The sequence below is a fragment of the Clostridium sp. CCUG 7971 genome, assembly GCF_017590215.1.
Classification (GTDB): domain Bacteria; phylum Bacillota; class Clostridia; order Peptostreptococcales; family Peptostreptococcaceae; genus Faecalimicrobium.
This window is the reverse complement of the sequence record NZ_JAFFPK010000040.1, coordinates 22,485-43,304: the sequence shown is the minus strand read 5'-3', so window position 1 is coordinate 43,304 and position 20,820 is coordinate 22,485. Positions and strand designations below refer to the sequence as shown.

At 26.9% G+C, this 20,820-nt stretch carries 28 protein-coding genes and 1 other annotated feature; of the genes, 26 read left to right on the top strand and 2 right to left on the bottom strand.

The annotated features are described in order from the left end of the window. The first annotated feature begins 7 nt into the window (after positions 1 to 7). From JWF52_RS05715 to JWF52_RS05640, 16 genes are all read left to right on the top strand, one after another. Positions 8 to 313 carry a DUF2577 domain-containing protein gene (locus JWF52_RS05715; protein WP_208332399.1) on the top strand — a complete coding sequence of 102 codons (306 nt, stop codon included), beginning with the start codon at positions 8 to 10 and terminating at the stop codon, positions 311 to 313. A gap of 5 nt (positions 314 to 318) precedes the next feature. Beyond that, positions 319 to 714: a DUF2634 domain-containing protein gene (locus tag JWF52_RS05710; RefSeq protein WP_208332396.1), complete on the top strand. Its 396-nt coding sequence runs from the start codon at positions 319 to 321 to the stop codon at positions 712 to 714. Then, positions 715 to 1,764 (top strand): baseplate J/gp47 family protein, encoded by a 1,050-nt coding sequence (locus tag JWF52_RS05705; protein ID WP_208332395.1) that lies wholly within the window; start codon positions 715 to 717, stop codon positions 1,762 to 1,764. Continuing rightward, positions 1,757 to 2,305 (top strand): putative phage tail protein, encoded by a 549-nt coding sequence (locus JWF52_RS05700; protein WP_208332393.1) that lies wholly within the window; start codon positions 1,757 to 1,759, stop codon positions 2,303 to 2,305. The genes JWF52_RS05705 and JWF52_RS05700 overlap by 8 nt, the downstream gene beginning before the upstream one ends. Continuing rightward, on the top strand, positions 2,305 to 2,703 hold the full coding sequence (locus JWF52_RS05695) for a hypothetical protein (protein ID WP_208332391.1): 399 nt from the start codon (positions 2,305 to 2,307) through the stop codon (positions 2,701 to 2,703). The genes JWF52_RS05700 and JWF52_RS05695 overlap by 1 nt, the downstream gene beginning before the upstream one ends. 129 nt (positions 2,704 to 2,832) lie before the next feature. Beyond that, positions 2,833 to 4,578, top strand: coding sequence for a Kelch repeat-containing protein (locus JWF52_RS05690; RefSeq protein WP_208332389.1), 1,746 nt, complete (start codon positions 2,833 to 2,835; stop codon positions 4,576 to 4,578). A gap of 19 nt (positions 4,579 to 4,597) precedes the next feature. After that, a complete protein-coding gene (locus JWF52_RS05685) occupies positions 4,598 to 4,999 on the top strand; it encodes a hypothetical protein (RefSeq protein ID WP_208332387.1) in 402 nt (133 codons plus the stop codon). Between the two features lies 1 nt (position 5,000). Beyond that, positions 5,001 to 5,135, top strand: a complete 135-nt coding sequence (locus tag JWF52_RS05680; RefSeq protein WP_208332385.1) for an XkdX family protein — start codon at positions 5,001 to 5,003, stop codon at positions 5,133 to 5,135. Between the two features lie 37 nt (positions 5,136 to 5,172). Beyond that, positions 5,173 to 5,457: a hypothetical protein gene (locus JWF52_RS05675; protein ID WP_208332382.1), complete on the top strand. Its 285-nt coding sequence runs from the start codon at positions 5,173 to 5,175 to the stop codon at positions 5,455 to 5,457. Next, complete coding sequence (locus JWF52_RS05670; protein ID WP_208332422.1) at positions 5,454 to 6,278, top strand: N-acetylmuramoyl-L-alanine amidase; 825 nt, start codon at positions 5,454 to 5,456, stop codon at positions 6,276 to 6,278. The genes JWF52_RS05675 and JWF52_RS05670 overlap by 4 nt, the downstream gene beginning before the upstream one ends. A gap of 340 nt (positions 6,279 to 6,618) precedes the next feature. Next, positions 6,619 to 7,011, top strand: coding sequence for a hypothetical protein (locus JWF52_RS05665; protein ID WP_208332380.1), 393 nt, complete (start codon positions 6,619 to 6,621; stop codon positions 7,009 to 7,011). 191 nt (positions 7,012 to 7,202) lie between these two features. Then, on the top strand, positions 7,203 to 7,385 hold the full coding sequence (locus JWF52_RS05660; RefSeq protein WP_208332379.1) for a hypothetical protein: 183 nt from the start codon (positions 7,203 to 7,205) through the stop codon (positions 7,383 to 7,385). Positions 7,386 to 7,716: 331 nt separating this feature from the next. Continuing rightward, a complete protein-coding gene (locus JWF52_RS05655; protein WP_208332377.1) occupies positions 7,717 to 8,091 on the top strand; it encodes a GntR family transcriptional regulator in 375 nt (124 codons plus the stop codon). Positions 8,092 to 8,103: 12 nt separating this feature from the next. Then, positions 8,104 to 8,955, top strand: coding sequence for an ABC transporter ATP-binding protein (locus tag JWF52_RS05650; RefSeq protein ID WP_208332375.1), 852 nt, complete (start codon positions 8,104 to 8,106; stop codon positions 8,953 to 8,955). A gap of 4 nt (positions 8,956 to 8,959) precedes the next feature. Then, positions 8,960 to 9,607 (top strand): ABC-2 transporter permease, encoded by a 648-nt coding sequence (locus JWF52_RS05645; protein WP_208332373.1) that lies wholly within the window; start codon positions 8,960 to 8,962, stop codon positions 9,605 to 9,607. A 97-nt stretch (positions 9,608 to 9,704) separates the two neighbouring features. Beyond that, entirely contained in the window at positions 9,705 to 10,283 is a 579-nt protein-coding gene (locus JWF52_RS05640; protein WP_208332371.1) for a DUF2238 domain-containing protein, read from the top strand. Between the two features lie 26 nt (positions 10,284 to 10,309). On the opposite strand, the gene JWF52_RS05635 is transcribed toward JWF52_RS05640, so the two are convergent. After that, positions 10,310 to 10,537 (bottom strand): hypothetical protein, encoded by a 228-nt coding sequence (locus JWF52_RS05635; protein WP_208332370.1) that lies wholly within the window; start codon positions 10,535 to 10,537, stop codon positions 10,310 to 10,312. A gap of 220 nt (positions 10,538 to 10,757) precedes the next feature. Here JWF52_RS05635 and larE point away from each other — a divergent pair, with 220 nt between their 5' ends. The 10 genes from larE (at position 10,758) to JWF52_RS05585 (ending at position 20,389) form a co-directional block, all read left to right on the top strand. Continuing rightward, entirely contained in the window at positions 10,758 to 11,567 is an 810-nt protein-coding gene (gene larE, locus JWF52_RS05630) for an ATP-dependent sacrificial sulfur transferase LarE (protein WP_208332368.1), read from the top strand. Positions 11,568 to 11,576: 9 nt separating this feature from the next. Continuing rightward, the gene (locus JWF52_RS05625) at positions 11,577 to 12,719 is read left to right on the top strand and encodes a THUMP domain-containing class I SAM-dependent RNA methyltransferase (protein ID WP_208332367.1); all 1,143 of its coding nucleotides are present in this window, start codon (positions 11,577 to 11,579) and stop codon (positions 12,717 to 12,719) included. Between the two features lie 63 nt (positions 12,720 to 12,782). Beyond that, positions 12,783 to 13,301, top strand: coding sequence for a hypothetical protein (locus JWF52_RS05620; RefSeq protein WP_208332366.1), 519 nt, complete (start codon positions 12,783 to 12,785; stop codon positions 13,299 to 13,301). 62 nt (positions 13,302 to 13,363) lie between these two features. Next, complete coding sequence (locus JWF52_RS05615) at positions 13,364 to 13,531, top strand: hypothetical protein (RefSeq protein ID WP_208332365.1); 168 nt, start codon at positions 13,364 to 13,366, stop codon at positions 13,529 to 13,531. A gap of 160 nt (positions 13,532 to 13,691) precedes the next feature. Continuing rightward, positions 13,692 to 14,303 (top strand): HD domain-containing protein, encoded by a 612-nt coding sequence (locus JWF52_RS05610; RefSeq protein ID WP_208332364.1) that lies wholly within the window; start codon positions 13,692 to 13,694, stop codon positions 14,301 to 14,303. Positions 14,304 to 14,324: 21 nt separating this feature from the next. Next, positions 14,325 to 15,698 carry a hypothetical protein gene (locus tag JWF52_RS05605; RefSeq protein WP_208332363.1) on the top strand — a complete coding sequence of 458 codons (1,374 nt, stop codon included), beginning with the start codon at positions 14,325 to 14,327 and terminating at the stop codon, positions 15,696 to 15,698. Between the two features lie 18 nt (positions 15,699 to 15,716). After that, positions 15,717 to 16,415: a cell wall metabolism DNA-binding response regulator WalR gene (walR, locus tag JWF52_RS05600; RefSeq protein ID WP_208332362.1), complete on the top strand. Its 699-nt coding sequence runs from the start codon at positions 15,717 to 15,719 to the stop codon at positions 16,413 to 16,415. Between the two features lie 2 nt (positions 16,416 to 16,417). Next, entirely contained in the window at positions 16,418 to 17,848 is a 1,431-nt protein-coding gene (locus JWF52_RS05595; RefSeq protein WP_208332361.1) for a sensor histidine kinase, read from the top strand. A gap of 37 nt (positions 17,849 to 17,885) precedes the next feature. Further along, the gene (truA, locus tag JWF52_RS05590) at positions 17,886 to 18,623 is read left to right on the top strand and encodes a tRNA pseudouridine(38-40) synthase TruA (protein WP_208332360.1); all 738 of its coding nucleotides are present in this window, start codon (positions 17,886 to 17,888) and stop codon (positions 18,621 to 18,623) included. Positions 18,624 to 18,709: 86 nt separating this feature from the next. Further along, positions 18,710 to 18,921, top strand: a binding site (T-box leader). Positions 18,922 to 19,141: 220 nt separating this feature from the next. Next, a complete protein-coding gene (locus tag JWF52_RS05585; protein WP_208332359.1) occupies positions 19,142 to 20,389 on the top strand; it encodes an argininosuccinate synthase in 1,248 nt (415 codons plus the stop codon). A gap of 44 nt (positions 20,390 to 20,433) precedes the next feature. Here the strand turns inward: JWF52_RS05585 and JWF52_RS05580 are convergent, their stop codons facing one another. Further along, positions 20,434 to 20,814 (bottom strand): DUF4363 family protein, encoded by a 381-nt coding sequence (locus JWF52_RS05580; RefSeq protein WP_208332358.1) that lies wholly within the window; start codon positions 20,812 to 20,814, stop codon positions 20,434 to 20,436. Between the last annotated feature and the right edge of the window lie 6 nt (positions 20,815 to 20,820).

Below are 20,820 nucleotides of genomic sequence, written 5' to 3'. Positions count from 1 at the left end.
TTATTATATGCCTAATTTAGTAGAAATAATTAAACAAGCAGCATTAGAAGCATTTAAAGAAAGTAAACCTATGGAAATAATATATGGTACAGTTGAAAAAGAGTCTCCTCTCGAGATTAGAATTGACCAAAAGAGATTATTTACAGAAACATTTCTAGTACTATCTAATGCAGTTAAGGACTTTAAAACTAGAATAAATATAAATGGAGTTACTCAAGAGTGTATTATATATAATTCTTTAAGAAAAAATGAGAAGGTAATCTTATTAAGATTTCATGATGGCCAAAAATATCTCGTTTTAGATAGGATGTGATACATATGATCCCTACAGATAATGATGCTAATTTATTTGATTTTGAGGTGAAAAAGCAACCTAGTAAGACTTATGCTTTAAATGATGATAGGGTTGGTGGTATATGTAATAATTTAGATTCAGTTAAACAGGCTATATACTTAATCTTAAATACAGAAAGGTATAAATATCCTATATATTCATGGGATTATGGAGTAGAGTTACAGGACCTATATGGTGAAAGAAAATCTTATGTTATTCCAGAATTAGAGAGAAGAATTAAAGAAGCATTACTTCAAGATGATAGAATTGAAAGTGTTGATGAATTTACCTTTAAAAGTAGCAAAGATAAAATCTTAGTTAACTTTATAGTACATACCATTTATGGAAATATTGATGTAGATAAGGCGGTGAATATATAGATGTTTGATGATTTGACATTCGAGTACTTTTTAGAAAGTATGCTAGAAAGAGTTCCTAATTCTTTTGATAAAAGAGAAGGATCAATAATATATAATGCTCTAGCTCCTGCAGCAGCAGAGATGGCTGAGTTAGTAATTTTATTAAGTATATTTTATGATGAAAGCTATGTAGATACTGCTAGCTATAATTACTTAGTAAGAAAATGTAAAGAAAGAGGCATCACACCTAATGATGCTACTAATGCAATTGTAAAAGGTGAATTTAATATAGATGTTGCTATAGGTTCTCGTTTTTCACTAGATAATTTAAATTATGTTGTTACTGAAAAAGTATCAACTGGTGTATTTAAATTAAAATGCGAAGATACAGGACCTATTTTTAATTTAGGGAAATTAATACCTATTGAATATATAGAAGGTCTAGAGACGGCACAATTAATTGAGATATTAATTAATGGAGAGTATGATGAAGATGAAGAAAGTCTTAGAAAAAGATACTATGATAGCTTAGAATCAGAGGCTTTTGGTGGAAATATTTCAGATTACAAAGAAAAAGTAAATAAACTTCAAGATATTGGTGGAGTTAAAGTATATCCGGTATGGAATGGTGGAGGTACTGTAAAACTGGTTTTAATAAACTCAAGTTACGACACTCCAAGTACAGAGTTAATAAATCAAACTCAAGAAAAAATTGACCCTATTCAAAACCAAGGTAAGGGTCTAGGAGTTGCTCCAATAGGCCATATAGTGACTGTAGTTGGTGTTGAAAAGATTTCAGTTAATATAAATACTAATATTACATATCAAGATGGGTGGAATTTTGAAGAACTTAAAAGTTCTATTGAACAAACTATAGATGATTATTTCAAAGAATTAAATAAGACTTGGTCAGATAAAGAAAATATTATCGTTAGAGTAAGCCAAATAGAAACTAGATTACTAGATTTAGAAGGAGTTCTTGATATAGAAAATACTACTATAAACGGTAATGCATCAAATTTAACTATAGATAAAGATAGTATTGTTACAAGGGGTGATATAGTTGGATAGGTCTATAAATCTTATCGAATACTTACCATCTATTTTACAAGATAAAATGGAATATAAAGAAATATGTAAGACAGAAAGTAAAGAATTTATTTTTCTATGGTCTAAGATGGATGATGTACTTAATGATCAATTTTTAAGTACCTTAACTATACATGGTGTGAAGAGATGGGAAAAGATAATGAAGATAACTCCTAGATCATCAGAAACCTTAGAAGATAGAAGATTTAGAATTATAAATAGATATCTTAATAAATTACCTTATACCATGAATAGTTTAAAACATCATTTGAATTCTTTATGTGGTGAAAATGGCTATAAAGTAAATTATGATAGTTCTAACTACACTTTAACTATAAGACTTGAGTTAAGTATTAAAAATCAGTTATATGAAGTTGTTAGAAGCCTAAAAAGTATAATTCCTGCTAATTTAGTTCAGGATATAAGTTTACTTTACAATCAGTACCAAACCGTAGGTAAATTTACATATGCTCAATTAAAAAAATTTACATATCTTCAAATAAGAGAGGAGGCACTTAATTAATGAAAGTGACAACTAATTATAATTTAAAGAAACCAGATGAAAATGAGTTTTTTGACTTAGAAAATCATTTTAATCATAATGCAGATATAATTGATACTGTATTAAAAGATAACAAAGATATAGCGGAATCTAAAGCACCTAAGAGCCACACTCATAATGCTTCGGATATAGAAGGATTAAGTATGAATGCTAAAGATATAAATTATGATAATAAAATAAGTGGATTAACTTCTACTAAAGCTCAAGGAGCAATAGATGAGGTATATGATAAAGCTAAATCTGCTATATCTAAAGCTAATGTAAATGAAACAAATATTTTACAGTTAAAAAATGAACTGAATGGACAGATTGCAAAAGGGACTGAAAGTATAAATAGTCTATTATCTAAAATCAATTAAAAAGAAGGTGAGTAAATGAGTGTAGAATATTTAGGTTTGAGTGGAAGTATAGTAACTAGGGATAATTTACAAACCCAATTAGATATCAAAGGTTCAACTCATTCAAACACAACTGGATTGGTTAATTTCTTGAAATTCAATGATAATGGAAGGTTAAAATTATTTGCGACATCATATTTTCATACGATGAGTTGGAATGATTATAATGCAAAAGGCTGTGTATTTGGAAAAGAAATTAACATCCAAGGCACAAGATACAAAGCTATGATGCCAAAGGGTTCAGATACAGACCCTTGTTCAATAACAGACACAGGAAGTCGTGGCGATTTTGGCAGATTAATTGAAGGATGTTGGGATGATATAAAATCAGATATAAACATCCCTCAATGGGTTATGTGTCAGGAAACCATAATAGGAGATAGTGGGGAATTTCTTGGGGTTATGTTGAATAATAGTTTGAATGGCACAAAAAGCATAGCATTAAGCGGATATGCTTTTCATCCTTTTTTAATTAAAATAGCCCCTTATATAACTTCAAACACTAAGGATTTAGGTGAAATATATACATCGCCTACTTTTACCTATACCATTAATTCAGATGAAGGTCAAGATATTGCAACGGATCATATTTGTAATAATGCGGTAGTAGAAAGTTTTCCAAGCGCTCCTAGTGGAACAACAAGAAATTTTACTTTGTCACAAGATGAGTGGGATAATATACCTTACGGTGATGGTAAATTTAAGGTTATAGCTAGTTATAATGATGGTGCACAGGGTTTACCATATATAATCAATTTTTATAAAGCAAAAAAAACTACCCCTCAATTGACTGAACCAAACTTAACCAAACTAATAAATCAAATAAAATCAACAGATGAAGATATGGATTATCAGTTATTTAGATTTAGAGGAAGTTTAAAAGATAAAGGTTTAGAAGTAACAAAAGAGGACAAAATATCAAGTTTAATTGATAAGGTTAGTGAAATGAAAAATTATCCTAATTTACCTAAATGGTACGAATTAGATAAAGTGTGGATAAAGTTGGCTAACATACCTACACCAAGAAGTAATTTAGCAGTTGAAGTAATCGGCAATAAAGTCTATGCTCTTGGAGGATATGATGGGCGAGCAGGTAAACATAACGAATGTTATGATTTTGCGACTAATACTTGGACCACAAAAACCCCACCTCCTCAAATAAGATACCATATTTCTTCGGCAGTTTTTGGTTCTGAAATACATATATTTGGGGGGACAGATGGTATTAGTTCTAAGGATAGTAATTATATGTATGATACAGTTGGCAACACTTGGACAGAAAAAGCGGGACTTCCGAGGACTATTAGTGAGCATAAATCTGTTTGTGCTGGTGGTAAGGCTTATATAGTTGGAGGTTTTCAGGAGTATAATGTCTATAATAATTATACATATATTTATGATAAAGCAGGTAACACGTGGACTTCAACAATTGCAAGAACCTCCAGGGCAAACCATGGTATGTATTTTGATATAACAAATAATAAAATTTATTCTTTTGGGGGACATGGTTCTAGTATGACAAGTAGTATGGATATTTATGATATATCTAGTAACACATGGAAAGGCAGTATTTCTATGCCTAATGGTGTATGTGACTTTGTAGTTGGAGATATAGATGGGAAAATATGCGTATTTGGAGGAAGTACAGACAAGGATATACCTAAACCTAGTGGAAAAACTTATAGTTTTAATATTTTAACTCAAAAGTGGGATTCTGATGTAGAACCACTGGCACCTTTTTTTATATATGGTTCTAATGGTGCCAATATAGGGAAAAATATAATTATGCTAGGAGGTTACAAAAACGCAGAAGTACAATGCTTGATAAAAAAATAATTACAAAGGAGATTTGGCTATGAAAAAATTTACTTATGAGATATGGAACAAGAGTAGCAAAATAAATGGAATAGATGCTCAATATTACTTAAAAAAACACTATGAATTTACATTAGATGATGTAATATTATTTAAAAATAGTCAGGGCATAGTAGAAAGAATAGAGAGTGTTTTAACTTTAAAAAATAATTACAATATAGATTCGAGTTTGACTTCTAATGAGGTAGCAAAGGAGTATTTAAAAATAAAAAGAGGCGAAGAAGAAAATAGAAAGAGTTACACAGATAAAATATCTATTCTAAGTGAACAAAATGCAAAATTATTACTTGATAGTGCAATTAAAACAAATGAGATTAATGCTTTAAATAAAAATGCTGCTAATTTAACTTTAGAAATAGCAAAAATGAAAGGTGGAATGTAATATGTGGTTTGAAACAATAGAAGGTTATTACAATGAAAAAATTTATGATAATAGTGATATGAAAATATTTGTTACAGCTAAAATGATAACAACTGAAGAGTATAAAGAAATAACTAACGAGGACTACATAGCATAGTTCTTTTTTTATACAAAAAATTAGGAGTATTAAAATTATGGATTTTACAACATTAGTACAAAGTGTAGGTTTTCCAATAGCTTGTTGTGTAGCTCTTGGATTATACCTTAACAGTAAAGATAAAGCAGATAGAGAAGAAAGAAAAGAAGATAAAGTAGCAGATAGAGAAAGAGAAGATAAGATACTAGAAACTAATGCAAAGTTACTTGCTACAAATGAACAATTAGCAGTAAGTGTAAAAGTGATAGCTACAGATTTAAAATCAGATATAAATAGAACAGAAAATAAAGTAGATAAAATATTAAAAAAAGTAGGTGAATAATTATAAAAATAAATGTACATGCAGGACATGGATTAGATGGTTCTAAAAGTTGTGGTGCTATAGGTTTGATAAAAGAATCTACAGAGGCAAGAAAAGTAAAAGATGAAGTTATAAGGCTTTTAAAATTAGAAGGACATAATGTATATGATTGTACAGTAGATTACCCTGATAATCAAAATGATTGTATAAATAAAATAGTTAGAAAATGTAATTCAAATAAGGTTGATGTAGATATATCTATACATTTTAATTCTGGTGCTAAAGATACTAAAGGAAATGGAAAGACAACTGGTGTTGAAGTTTGGGTGTATAACTCTACATCTAAAGCTAAACCATTTGCAGAAAGAATAGAAAAGCAAATGTCTAAATTAGGTTTTAAGAGCAGAGGAATTAAGTATACTAATAAATTAGGAGTACTAAAGACCAACAATCCTAACTTATTGATAGAATGTTGTTTTGTTGATGATAAAGACGATGTTAATATATATAACTATAAAGATATGTCAAAAGCTATAGTTGAAGGTATACTAAATAAATCTTTAAGTCAAAATAGTAATATAAATAAGAAGCATACTAACGCTATTTTATATGGAAATGATATAGATAAAGTAGTAGCAGAAATATTAAGTTGGAGTAAAGAAGATTGCATAGTAAAAAATGTAAAGGATCATATTTCTTGGGAAGCTACTAATCTATTTATTGTAGGTGGACCGGCTAAAGTAGAATTAGATAAAATGAAAACGGGCGAAAAATATACAACTATAGCTGGAAATGATAGATATGATACAGTTAGAAAATGCCTAAATCATATAGGAAAATAAAATGTGACTAGAATTATACGAAAAGAGCCATTAATATTAATGGCTCTTTTTTTTATTTAAAGAATTAGAGAGGATTAAAATAAAGTTAATTGACATAGTTTCAGAATATCAAAATGGAAACAACGATATTATTCTAAATATTTTAGATAAATTTAAATTTAGTAAGAAAAAACTTTCTAATAAGTTTAATTATGAATGTGATGAAACAGATTTAATAATATATGTTATATAGTTAATCAAAAAACTTGATATTAATAAGTTAAAAAATAAATCTGATTTATAAGTATGATATACTAATAATACATAATAATGAATAATACATAGAAAAGAAGGTATAATCATGGACTTTAATTTATTATTTGGAATATTTTGCATATTAGGATTGATAATCCTTAATGTTGAATACGTACTTAATACTATAAAAAAACTAAAATTGAAATTAAGAACAAAAAATTTAAATGAATCTATTGTAGAAGTTGAAATGAAAAACAAAAATTTTGTACATGGTTTTAGTGAGCCGATGTCATTGGAAAAAGGTAAAGGTTTTACTACAAATCGTATAGATTCTTATCTAGTTGAGTTCGAATATAAAGAAAAAGTATATACTATAGATTCAAAATATATTTTTGAAAAATATAATATAGGAGACTTAGTTAAAATTAAATTAGTAGAATCTTTAGATAAAAATAATTTGATTCTTAAATCTGAATTTTTTGCTGGCTATAAGTTATAAAATAGTAGAAGTTTTTTAGCATTCTAATTTATTAATATAAATGTTGCTTTGTTGATGATAAAGATGATTGCGATTTATATAAGAAATTAGGATATAAAATATTAGCTAATGCAGTTGTAGATGCTATATTAGCTAAAAAAATAATTTTAAATGTAACGACAAATAATACCAAGAAATATGAGAATTGCATCTTGTATGATAATGAAGTAGATAAAAATATAGCAGGAGTTTTAAGCTGGAGGAAAAAAGATTTTATAATTAAAAATGTAAAAGATCACATAGCTTGGGAAGGTAGAAACTTATTTATTATAGGTGGGGAAACTAAAGAAGAGTTTTTAAAAATGAAAACCGGTGAAAATTGTACATACATGTAGGTAAAGATAGATTTGAAACTTTAGATTTAGTTTTAAAGCATATAAGTAAATAAAAGAAAATTAGATTTAGATAGTGATAAAATGTTTATAAAAATACCTATAGCGTATGATAGTAAAATATAGTTATAGGATTTAAAGAAGATGCGTAGAAAGAAAAATTATTATAAAAGACCGTGTATATAGCAATATATACACGGTCTTTTTTTATGTGAAAATAAATTAAAATCAAAAATAAATAGACATTATATAATTAAAGTGTTAATATGTGTATATAGATAATATACACACTTTATATACAGTGTTACATATAATAATGTAAAGAGGTGATAAATTGAATATAAACATAAATAATTCATCAACAGTTCCTTTGTATGAGCAGATACAAAATCAAATAAAATCCCAAATTTTAAATAGCTCATTAAAGCCAGGGGAAGGTCTACCATCAATAAGAAACTTAGCAAAAGAATTAAAGGTAAGTATAATAACAACTAAGAGAGCTTATGAGGAACTAGAAAAAGAAGGGCTTATACAAACTGTAACAGGAAAAGGTACATTTGTAGCAGTTCAAAATACTGAAAGACTAAAAGAAATGACTATGTTTGAAATAGAAAGTAAATTAGAAGAAATTATAAAGCAAGCTAAGTCTGTAGGGGTTACATTAGAAGAAGGATTAGAAATATTTAAAAGTATTTATGAAGAAGTATAGGGAGGATAATATATGAATGCTATAGAGATAAAAAATCTTAGTAAAAACTTAAATGAATTTGAATTAAATATAAAAAATTTAGAAATAAAAAAAGGCTTTATTACAGGATTTATAGGTCCTAATGGTAGCGGAAAAACAACTACAATAAAATTAATTATGAATATGTTATTTAAAGACAGTGGAAGTATAAAAATATTTGATAAAGAGTATAAAGATGATGATATAAGTATAAAAGAGGTTATAGGTTATGTTGGAGATATCCCTGGTTATGTAAATGAATTAAAACTTATAGATATTAAAAAAAGTATATGCGTTTTTTATAAAAATTGGGATGAGAAATTATATAAAAGGTATATAAGTCAATTTAAGTTAGATGAAAAGAAAGTATATAAAGAGTTATCGAAAGGTCAACAAAAAAAGTTTGAACTTATAATGGCACTTTCCCATCACCCAAAATTAATAGTAATGGATGAACCAACGGCAAACTTAGACCCTTTAGTTAGAAATGAATTTTTAGATATAATTCAAGAACATATAGATAAAGAAGAAGCAACAGTATTTTACTCAACTCATATAACTTCAGATTTGGATAAAGTATCTGATTATTTAGTATTTATATATAATGGAGAAGTAATACTTAAAGGAGACAAAGAAAGTATATTAGAAAATCATAAAATAATAAGAGGAAATAAGGAATTGTTAGATAGTGATACTAAAAAAGAATTAATATCTTTTAATGAAAATTCTTTTGGATTTGAAGGCTTAACATCAAATATTAAAAATGCAAAAGAAATATTTGGAGAAGAAGTAGTATATGATAAAGCAAATTTAGAAGATATATTAATGTATTATACAAGGGGGTAAATTTATGAATAATATAGCTAATCTTACAAAAATGAGTTTTTTGAATTTAAAGTCTGTATTTAAACAAATAGCATTTGTACTTGTTATATGGACAGCTGTAGCAATATATAATCAATATTTTCTAAATATATTATTTGGATTTATAATACTTATGACGCTATATCAAGTAATGGTATATGAAGATATGAATGGAATAGATAATTTAATATCAGTGCTTCCAGTTAAAAAAAATGAATATGTAATGTCTAGATATTTATTTGGAGCTATAATTATATTACTAACAGGTATTTTTTTAATAGTAGTATACAATATAGGAAATAAAATAAATCCAATAGATATACCATTAAAAGCGTTTTTAGGAATGGGTATAACTTCAGCAATATTTGCTACATCTTTCATAATACCAACAGTTTTAAAATTCGGTGCAAATAAAATAAGAGTATTTATGGCAGTAGCATTTATGTTAATGATAGGAATGGTTTCAGGTATAATGGAAATATTAAGTAAAACGCCAGATATATTAGTGAAAATAACTAATATAATAGACGCCACAGGAATATCATTAATATTAATAACTTTAAATATAGCAGTATTAATAATTTCAATATTAGTTTCTATAAAAGTGTATAAAAATAAAGAAGTAAAAAAATAGCTTAAAAAAAGAACTTTCTTAATGAAAGTTCATTTTTTTTACATAGATAGTATATAATAATATAAAAATACTAACTAAGTTAAATAGGAGGAAAAAATTGAACAAAAATATAGGGAAAAAGTGCCTAAATTTAGTTTTACTTATTGCATATATATTTTCTATTGTATATTTTTTTATAAATAAAGAAATTGTAAGCTTGTCAATATCTATAGCATGTTTATTAGGTACAATTATACTGTATATAGTTAATCAAAAGAAAAATAAATTAATTGATAATAGTCTATATATTGTACTTGTACTGTTTATTTTATTTTCATCTTTACTTGGAACTTGTTATAGATTTTACGATATAATAAATCGATATGATGATTTTTTACATGTTTGGTCTGGATTTATTAGCGTTAGCGTAGCATTTGCAATATTAAATTACTTAAATAAAGATGAAGTAGTTATTAAAACCAGTAAATTATTTATAGTCATATATTTATTTATGTTTAGCATGGGAGTAGCAAGCTTGTGGGAAATTATGGAGTTTTTACTTGATACATTTTGCGGGCTAAATACTCAAGCTGGAGGACTTACAGATACTGTAGTGGACATGATAGATGCATTAGTTGGTAGTATAATTATGGTACCAATAATTATTAGGAAAACCAAAAGTAAATATAAGAAATAGCGTAGATTTTAAATCTACGCTATTTTTTATTTAAGATATATTTTTGGTATGTACATAGTAATTCCATCTAAATTAGTTATAGAATTGTATATCATATCGCTATGTTCTTCTATATTATTATTACTTAGTTCCAAGCTTAAAATAACATCATTAAAAATAATTACATCTAAAATATTACTATTTTCTCTAAATTTCAATTTAATATTTTTATTACACCTAAGAAAGTCTTGTAAGATGTCATAATTAATACTCATTGCCTCACCCCTAACTAAATTTATGATACAATAATTATCATAAATTATCAAATATTATAAAGTTATACTAGTTTAGGATTTGTATATAAATAATATTTGGACTCAAAATGGATTTTAATGTATAATAGAAAGGCTAGACTCTAATCTAGCAGCAAGATTTGATTCTTAAATATTATATGTTTTATATAACTAATTTAGCGAAAATTTTGGGGGGAGTATAATGGATCTTAGTCAAAAACTAGAAAATTTAAAATCTAGGCTAAAAGAATTAGGAAGTATAGCTGTTGCATATTCTGGAGGAGTAGACAGCAACTTTTTATTAAAGGTAGCAAAAGATACATTAGGTGATAATGCTATAGCAGTAACCATTCATGCAATGATGCACTCTGACATTGAGATAAATGAAGCAAAAGAATACGCAAGAAATTTTAATATTAAGCATGTTGTTTTTGAAATAGAAGATTTTAATTTAGAAAAATTCTTAGAAAATGGACCTAAAAGATGTTATTACTGCAAGAGTGAAGTTTTTAGTAAGATAAAAGAAATAGCAAGAGAAAATAATATTAAATATGTAGTAGATGGAACTAATTTAGATGATATAGGTGATTATAGACCAGGACTTAAGGCACTAGAAGAATTAGATATAGTAAGTCCACTTAAAGAATGTAATTTGACTAAAGAAGATATACGAATCTTATCAAAAAAAATGGGACTAAGTACCCATAATAAACCTGCTTTTGCATGCCTTGCAACTAGAATTCCATATGGAACACGAATTACTAAAGAAACGCTTGAAATGATAGAAAAAGGTGAACAATATTTAATAGAATTAGGATTTACTCAATTTAGGGTAAGACATCATGGAGATATTGCCAGAATTGAAGTAGATAAAGATGAAATACATAAATTCTTTAGTGTAGATACATTAGAAAAAACAAATAATAAATTTATAGAAATTGGATTTAAATATACTACCTTAGATATGAGCGGATATAAAATGGGAAGTATGAATAAAACAATCGAAAAATAGGAGGAAGACATGAAAAATTATACATTAATATCACCTTGCTTTTTTGGTGTAGAAAAATTATTAGCAAGAGAAATAACAAACTTAGGTTTTGAAATATTAAAAACAGAAGATGGAAGAATAACTTATAAAACTGGTGAAGATGGTATAGCTAAAGCTAATATGTGGCTTAGATGTGCTGAGAGAGTAAACCTTAAAGTTGCCGAATTTGAAGCTAAATCTTTTGATGAATTATTTGAAAATACAAAGAGAATAAACTGGTCAAAATACATTCCTTATGGAGCACAATTTCCAGTAGCTAAAGCATCATCTATAAAGTCAAAGTTATATAGTAAAACAGATATACAATCTATAGTTAAGAAAGCAATAGCTGAAAGTTTAAAAAAGAGCTACATGGAAGATGGATTAATAAAAGAAGACAAAGAAAAATATCCTATATATGTATTTATACACAAAGATAAAGTAACTATATCTATAGATACAACTGGAGATGCACTTCATAAAAGAGGATATAGAGAAAAAGCAAATGCAGCTCCAATAAGAGAAACATTAGCAGCTACAATGATGTATTTAACACCATGGAGACCAGGCAGAACTTTAGTAGACCCTATGTGTGGTTCGGGAACTGTTTTAATTGAAGCTGCAATGATGGGAATTAATATGGCACCAGGACTTAATCGTGAATTTATATCTGAAAAGTGGAGAACTATAGATAAAAAAATATGGTGGGATACAAGAAAGAAAGCTTTCGAAGCAATAGATGAAGAAGCAAGTTTTAAAATTTATGGATATGACATAGATGAGGAAGCAATAGAAATAGCAAAAGAAAATGCAGAAATAGCAGGAGTAGATGAATATATAGAATTTAAAGTAGGAAATGCTCTTGATTTTAAAAGTGATGAAGAATACGGATTTATAGTTACGAATCCACCATATGGAGAAAGGCTAGAAGATAAAGAAAGCGTACAAACTCTTTATAAGCATTTAGGTTATACATTTAGAGAACTTAAAAATTGGTCTTATTACTTAATAACTTCATATGAAGAATTTGAAAATGAATTTGGAAAAGAAGCTGATAAAAGAAGAAAATTATACAATGGTATGTTAAAAACTAACATGTACCAATATATTGGACCTAAGCCACTTAAAAAATAAATTAATAATTTCCCCCTTAATATAATATATATAATAGAAAGAGTATTTTAAGGGGGTGTCATAATGTTTAGAATGAATGGAAGTAGAAGAAAAAAAGTATCTAAAAGCAAGCATTCAAATCAAATGGAAAAAACCGCTGAAAATAAAACACAATACACAGAAGATTTCAACGAGATAATATTAAATGATTTAGTTCCAGAGGAAAAAAGGTCAGAACTCGGATTAGAAAGTCAATCTGAAAAAAAATCTGGTGGATTAAAATTAAATTTAGGATTAGGAACAAAAAAATCATCTAAAAAATCAAATAGTAATAAAGTTGAAGAAAATAAACAAAATAACAAAAAATCATCTAAATCAAGTAAAGGGACAAATAATGAAAGTAAAAATCAAAATGCTAGTAAGCATAAAAGTAATAAACCTAATAGTGATTCAGTAGATAAACATAAAAAGACAAAATCAAAATCTAAAAAAAGTTCAAAACAATCTCAAACTGAAGCATATGAAGAAATAACACCAATTCAAGAAACTGAGGAGGTTGTTCAACAACCTAAACAATCTAAAAAAACTCACAAAAAAATGTAAGCCAAAATAAAAGAAGAAGAAAACAAAATATCCAAGAAGAAGAATTAGAAGTAAAAAATGCTGTGGAATTAGAAGTAGAAGAAGTAAATGAAGACGAATATATAAGTGAAGAAAGTTCAGACTCTATATCATTTAGAGGAAAACAACCAGAAGAAGAATTCAATGAAGAAAATTTAAAAAATAAATTTGAAGATTTAGTATGGTCAGAAGACAAATTTCCTAAAAAGTAAATATGTAAAATATTAAAGAAAAATGTAAATAAATCATAAAAATAGTGTTAAAATATAATAAAGGCTTAGTATATATGCTAAGCTTTTATTTTTTTATCTATAAATCTAAAATAAAAAATTCACACAAAAAACATGACAAAATTTAGAAAGTGGTGGTTTTATGGTTTATAAAAATACATTTAATGAAATAAATAAAATTTTATTAGAAAGTATGAAACCTTCTGAGGATATAAAACGTCTAATAAAAGAGGGGAAATTAGATATAGAACCTTTTAAATTAATCAAAAAATTAGAAAATATAGAACAAAATAAAAAATATCATCCTGAAGGAAGTGTATTAAATCATGTATTGTTAGTAGTAGATAAGGCTAGTGAGCATAAAGGGTATTCTGAAAATAAAGAAGTATTTATGTGGGCAGCACTTTTACATGATATAGGAAAATTAACTACAACTAGAATTAGAAAAAATCGAATTACATCGTATAATCATGATATAGAAGGTGAAAAAATAGCCTTTAAATTTTTAGACGCTTTAACTGATGATCAAGATTTTAAAATGAAAGTGTCTAAATTAGTTAGATGGCACATGCAACCTTTATTTTTCGATAAAAACCTTCCATTTTTTGAGCCACAAAATATGTTAAGTGATGTTGATTATAAAGAGGTTGCACTATTGTCATTATGTGATAGACTAGGAAGAGGAGAAATGGAAAAAAGTAAAATAGAAGAAGAAGAAAATCGAATAAAAAATTTCAAAGATTACTTTAAGTAAAACTAAAATGGGAGGTTTTGGATGAAAGTATCAAGATTGACAGTTTTAGCCAGTTTATTAGTTCTTTTTACTACAGGATGTAGTATAGATTCTGAATCTCCAGAACAGCTAATAAAGGATAAACCTGTTTATGATAAAAATAAACAAGAGCTATATAATGCTATAAAACAACAACTTCCTTCAATAAATTCTTCATTAATACTTCCATCCAACTCAAGCGAAGTTGGAAAGATTAATGAAATTGATTTAAATAGCGATGGGGTAGACGAGATTGTGGCATTTGAGAAAAAAGAAAGTATAAATCCTAGCCAAAATGAAGTAGGATTTTTAATATTGGAAAAAAATCAAAATGGATCATACAGTAATAAAGCTAATTTACTTCAAAAAGGAGAAGCGATAGAGTATGCTAGCTTTTATGATTTAGACTCGGATGGAAATAAAGAGATAATTTTATTGATTAAAGAAAATGAAAAAACTAATCTTCATATTTATTCTTATAAAGAGGATAAGATAAAAAAAATATATACTCTAGATCCAACATGGTTAAAAGATAAAAGTAATTTACAAGATATGAAAATTAAAATTGGTCATATGGATAATGATAATATAGTAGATATTCTAATTATGCATTATAACACAAAGACGAACAAAGCCTATGCAAGTATGGCCAATTTTAATAAAACTTTAGAATTTAAAAGTTATGTAGAGTTTGAAAATATTAGGAGTTTAGGAGATTCTTATATAACTATAGGAAATATAGCAACTGATAAAAGAGGTATAATATTAGATATGCCAACTATTAAAGATAATAATTATATGACTCAAATATTATATATGGAAAACAATAACTTAAAAAAGGCATTTAGTGATTATGAAAAAAATATAATGAAACCTTATTATATACCTGTAGCAGATATAGATAAAGACAAAGATAAAGTAATAGATATCCCAATTGTTAAGGGAAGTGGAAAGACTTATACTGCGAAAAACTCAGCTACTGTAACATGGTATAAATGGAACGGGAAATCTGAAGAAAATTCAGGGTTAGTATTTATAGGCCAGAGATATTATAATTATCAGTACAATTATCAATTACTTATTCCAAATAAATTAGTGAATAAATTATTTGTAAGGGAAGATTACCCAAGTGATGGTCCTGTATTTTATTTTGAATATTATGATACTGATAAAAATAAGCCAGTTAAATTATTTACAATATCTTTAAATAATAAGAAAAGAGTGGATGAAAATAAATCTATTGTACCTCAAAATGTCTTTGTTTTAAGGGAAGATGAGGAAAATACATACGTTTTATACATAGATAATGAAGCAGAAATGAAAAAACTAAAATTAAATCAAGAAATAATAAAAGAATTTTTCTTGCCGATATATTAAGTTTATTTGGAGGATATTATGAAGGAAAAAATATTAATAATGGAAGATGAGATAGGAATTAGAAGTTTCGTGAGTATAAACCTAAAAAGAGAAGGTTATGAAATAATAGAAGCTGGTACAGGTGGGGAAGCTATAGAAAAGATGAATAGTGAAAAAGATATACAATTAGCATTACTTGATGTAATGCTACCTGATATGAGTGGTATAGATGTATGTAAGTATATAAGACAAAATTTTGATCAAGTAGGTATAATAATGCTTACAGCAAAAGCTCAAGAGGATGATAAGATAGAAGGATTTATATCAGGAGCAGATGACTATATAGTAAAGCCGTTTAGTATAAAAGAATTATTAGTTAGAGTTTCAGCACTAATTAGAAGAGTGAGAAAAGATGATAATATACCTAAAAATAGTGAGATAGTATCAGCACCATTTACTCTTGATTTAGATAAAAGAAAATTATTTAAAGATGGAGCTGAAATTGAACTTACGCCTACTGAATTTTCAATAGTTAAATACCTAATGACTAATGCAAAGCAATCTCTAAGTAGAGATCAAATACTTGATGAAGTATGGGGAACTAATTATCTTTATGACTTTAAGATAGTTGACGTAAATATAAGAAGAATAAGAAATAAGATAGAGGATGACCCATCAAAACCTAAATATATACAAACTATTTGGGGTTATGGATATTGCTTTAGAAAGGAAGAGTAATAGTGCTACATTTTGAGGGTCTAAGAAAAAAGATAATTAAAAACTACTTTACGATAATAATTATAACAGTTACATTATTTGAAGGTTTATTCATATTCTATATTCAAAATTATTACTATGATTATGTAAGACAAAACTTAAAATATGTAGTTGATAGTACTAATTCAAATTATAATGGTAATATAGGTATGGAAACCAGTAGTTTTGAAAAAAAAGTAAATAATATAATTGAAAAAGAAAGTATAAAATATAACTCTAGGTATGCAGTTACAATTATAGATAAAAATAAGAATATAGTTTTAGATAGATATGGATTTAAAACTAATGAAAAAGCAAATTATGAGGATGTAGATAGAGCATTAAAAGATAAAGAGTCAATACCTTATACACATAGAATTACACAGACTAATGAGCATGTAATGAGTATATCTATTCCTCTTAAGACTAATAACATAATTGAAGGTGTTGTAAGATATACAGTATCTTTAGACCATATAGACCAAGTGATATTTAAGTTAATATTAGGTTTAATACTAGCAGGAATATGCATTTTACTTATTGCTATATCTTTAAGCCTTAGATTTGCGGAGGGACTAATACAACCGCTAATAGAACTAAAACAATTTGCAAATGAACTAGCACATGGTAACTATAAGATAAAGCTTAAAAATAGAAAAATATCTGATGATGAGATTGGTGATTTAGCAGAAACTTTTGAATATATGGCATCTGAAATCGATAAAAGTGAAAAGTTAAAAGAGGAGTTTATATCATCTATATCTCATGAGCTTAGAACACCGCTTACATCAATAAAAGGATGGAGTGAAACACTAGGTTATGAGGGAATCGGAAAAGAAGAACTTGACTTAGGTCTAGGAATTATTCAAGATGAAACTGAAAGACTTATAAAATTAGTTGAAGAATTACTTGATTTTTCAAGACTCGCATCAGATAGAATAAAACTACAAATTGATATGGTAGATATTAATGCACTTGCAAATGGAGTAGTTAATCAACTTAGAGTAAAATCAAATGAAAAAAATATAAAACTAGAAGCAATATTTGAAACTGAAAATATTGAAAATGTGCAAGGCGATAAAAATAGATTAAGACAAGTTCTTATAAATTTAGTGCAAAACTCAATTAAATTTACTTCAGATAGTGGATTTATAAAAGTAGTAGTATCACAAGATGAAGAATTTACTACAATGAAAGTAATAGATAACGGAGCAGGAATAGAAACAGAAAATTTAGATAAAGTATTAGACAAATTCTTCCAAGAAGACTATAATAAAGCCGGTAGCGGATTAGGACTAGCCATAAGTAATGAAATAGTTAAACTTCATGGTGGAAATATGAGATTAGAAAGTAAAAAAGGTATAGGAACAACGATAACTGTAACAATAAAAAATAAGTTGATTGAATCAATTTAAATTATAATTAGCAACTATTTCTAGAAAGAGGAAGAATATGAAGAATATAAAAATGACAATAAAGTACGATGGATCAAGGTATAAAGGTTTCCAAAGATTACAAGATAATGATATGACTATACAGGGAAAAATTGAGTCAGTACTTAGTAAAATGACTGATGAAAATATTGAGATAATAGGTTCAGGAAGAACTGATATGGGAGTACATGCTTATGGACAAGTTGCAAATTTCAAAACAAATTCTGAGATGTCTATAAAAAAAATGGAAGCATATTTATATGAGTATTTACCAGAAGATATAGTAGTTACTCAATTAGAAGAAGTTGAAGAAAGGTTCCATAGTAGATATAATGCTAAATCAAAAGTATATCTATATAAAATATATAATAACAAAGTGCATGATCCTTTTTTAAGAAAATATACAACTCATATATCTAAAAGATTAGATTTAGATTTAATGAAAGAAGCGAGTCAATTTTTAATAGGTGAACATGATTTTACTAGCTTTGCATCATCAAAATCTAAGAAAAAATCAAACATAAGAACTATAGAGTCTATATCAATACAAGAAAATAATAATGTTATAGAAATTTATGTTGAAGGTGATGGATTTTTATACAACATGGTGAGAATAATAGCAGGAGCATTATTAGAAGTAGGTTTAAGAAAAAAATCTCCACAAGATATAAAAGACATGTTAGACGCTAAAGATAGAACTAAAGCATCTGATACAGCACCAGCAAAAGGATTATATCTTTATAAGGTAAAATATTAAATTTATAAAAATAAATTTATATGGTTGACATTGACTATAATTTGAACTATTATTATTTACAAGATTAAAACTATTAATTTAATATTTAAAATTCTATGAAAAAGAGAGTAGCTTAAATGTATTTAATAGAGAGCTAGGGACGGTGGAAGCCTAGTAAAGAAACTTAAGTGAATAGAGCTTTGGAGAATACTATCTGAACATATAGTAAGATAGTAGGTATGTCTCGCCTTAAGAGAAAGAGTGGATAAATATATTTTATCAATTAGAGTGGTAACGCGGATAATAATTCGTCTCTTGGTTTTAACCAAGAGGCGTTTTTTATTATATATATTTTGTATTTTTTATACAAGATTCTAATTATAAATATTATTTATCAATAAGAGTGGTACCGCGGTAAATTTCGCCTCTTAGTATTTTCATACTAAGGGGCTTTTTTTATTTTACACAAGCTATAGAAAAATAATTAAAAAACTAATGAAGTTAAATATAAAAATTATAGATAGTAGGAGGTAAAGATTATGAAAGAAAAAGTTATATTGGCATATTCAGGAGGGCTTGATACATCGATTATAATACCATGGTTAAAAGAAAATTATGATATAGAGGTAATTGCTGTTTGTGCAAATGTAGGTCAAAATGAAAATATGGATGAAGTACATGATAAAGCAGTAAAAAGTGGGGCTAGCAAAGTTTATATAGATGATTTAAGCGAAGAATTTGTAAAAGAAACTATTTTTAAAGCCATAAAAGCTGAGGCAAAGTATGAAGGTAAATATTTATTAGGCACATCTTTAGCAAGACCTATTATAGCTAAAAAGTTAGTAGAAATAGCACATATAGAAGGAGCAAAATATATATGTCATGGATGTACAGGAAAAGGTAATGATCAAGTGAGATTTGAGGCATCTATTTCGGCATTAGATCCAAGTATAAAAATAATAGCTCCTTGGAGAATTTGGGATATAAAATCAAGAGAAGATGCGATAGAATATGCTAATAAAAATAATATACCAATAACAGCAACTAAAGAAAAAATTTATTCTGTAGATGAAAATATTTGGCATATATCAACAGAAGGAGGAGATATAGAATATCTAGAAAATGAACATAAAGATAATATATATAAAAAATCTTGTTCATTAGAAAATGCATCTGAAGAAAGTGAATATGTTGAAATATATTTTGAAAAGGGAATACCTAAAAAAGTAAATAAAGTAGAGCTTTCTCCAGTTGACCTAGTAAATACATTAAATGATATAGGGGCAAAGCACGGAATAGGTGTAATTGACATAGTAGAAAATAGACTAGTAGGAATGAAATCAAGAGGGATATATGAGACTCCAGGGGGGACTATACTTTATGAAGCGCATAACATGTTAGAAAGTGCCACTTTAGATAAAGAAACTCTGCATTTTAAACATCAAATATCATTAAAATATGGAGAACTTATATATAATGGTTTATGGTATACAAAAATAAGAGAATCAATTGATTCATTTATAGAAACAACACAAGATAATGTAACAGGTAGTGTAAAAATTAAACTTTATAAAGGAAATTTAAAACCAGCTGGAATATTTACAGAAAATGCACTTTATGAACAATCTGTTTCATCATTTGGAGATAGTAATCTTTATAATCATGAAGATGCACAAGGATTTATAAATTTATTTACATTACCGCTTAAAATAAAAGCACTAAAAGCAAATAATAAGTTTTGCGAAAATGATTTATACGAGGAAATCGCAGTAGAAAAAACTGTTTAAAAGTATAAAAAGTAGGCTTTTAAAATTAAGCCTACTTTTTATACTTATAGAATATGGTTTAAATCACATTTTTCACTTTCTAATATATTTCCTAATGTAACTTTTATTATTTCTATATTTTCTAGTGCTTTTGATTTGTCGTTAGTATTTATACTTTTATCTAGTATGTTAAAATGGAGACTTATTAAGTCAAAAGATTCATGGTTTAATAGTTTATACCAAGGAGACTTTTCTTTATTCCAAGAACTGGAGACTTCTTTTAATGCAATCTTAGCATCATTCAAATTATCTTCTTCTATATAGTTTTCTATTATAGTAACTTTATTTTTATAATCATCTGTGAAATCACCAATTCCATTAGTAACGTAAAATCCAAATGTTATAAATAGAATAGTCCATATTAATACATAAACAAAAGACCTCAATGTAAT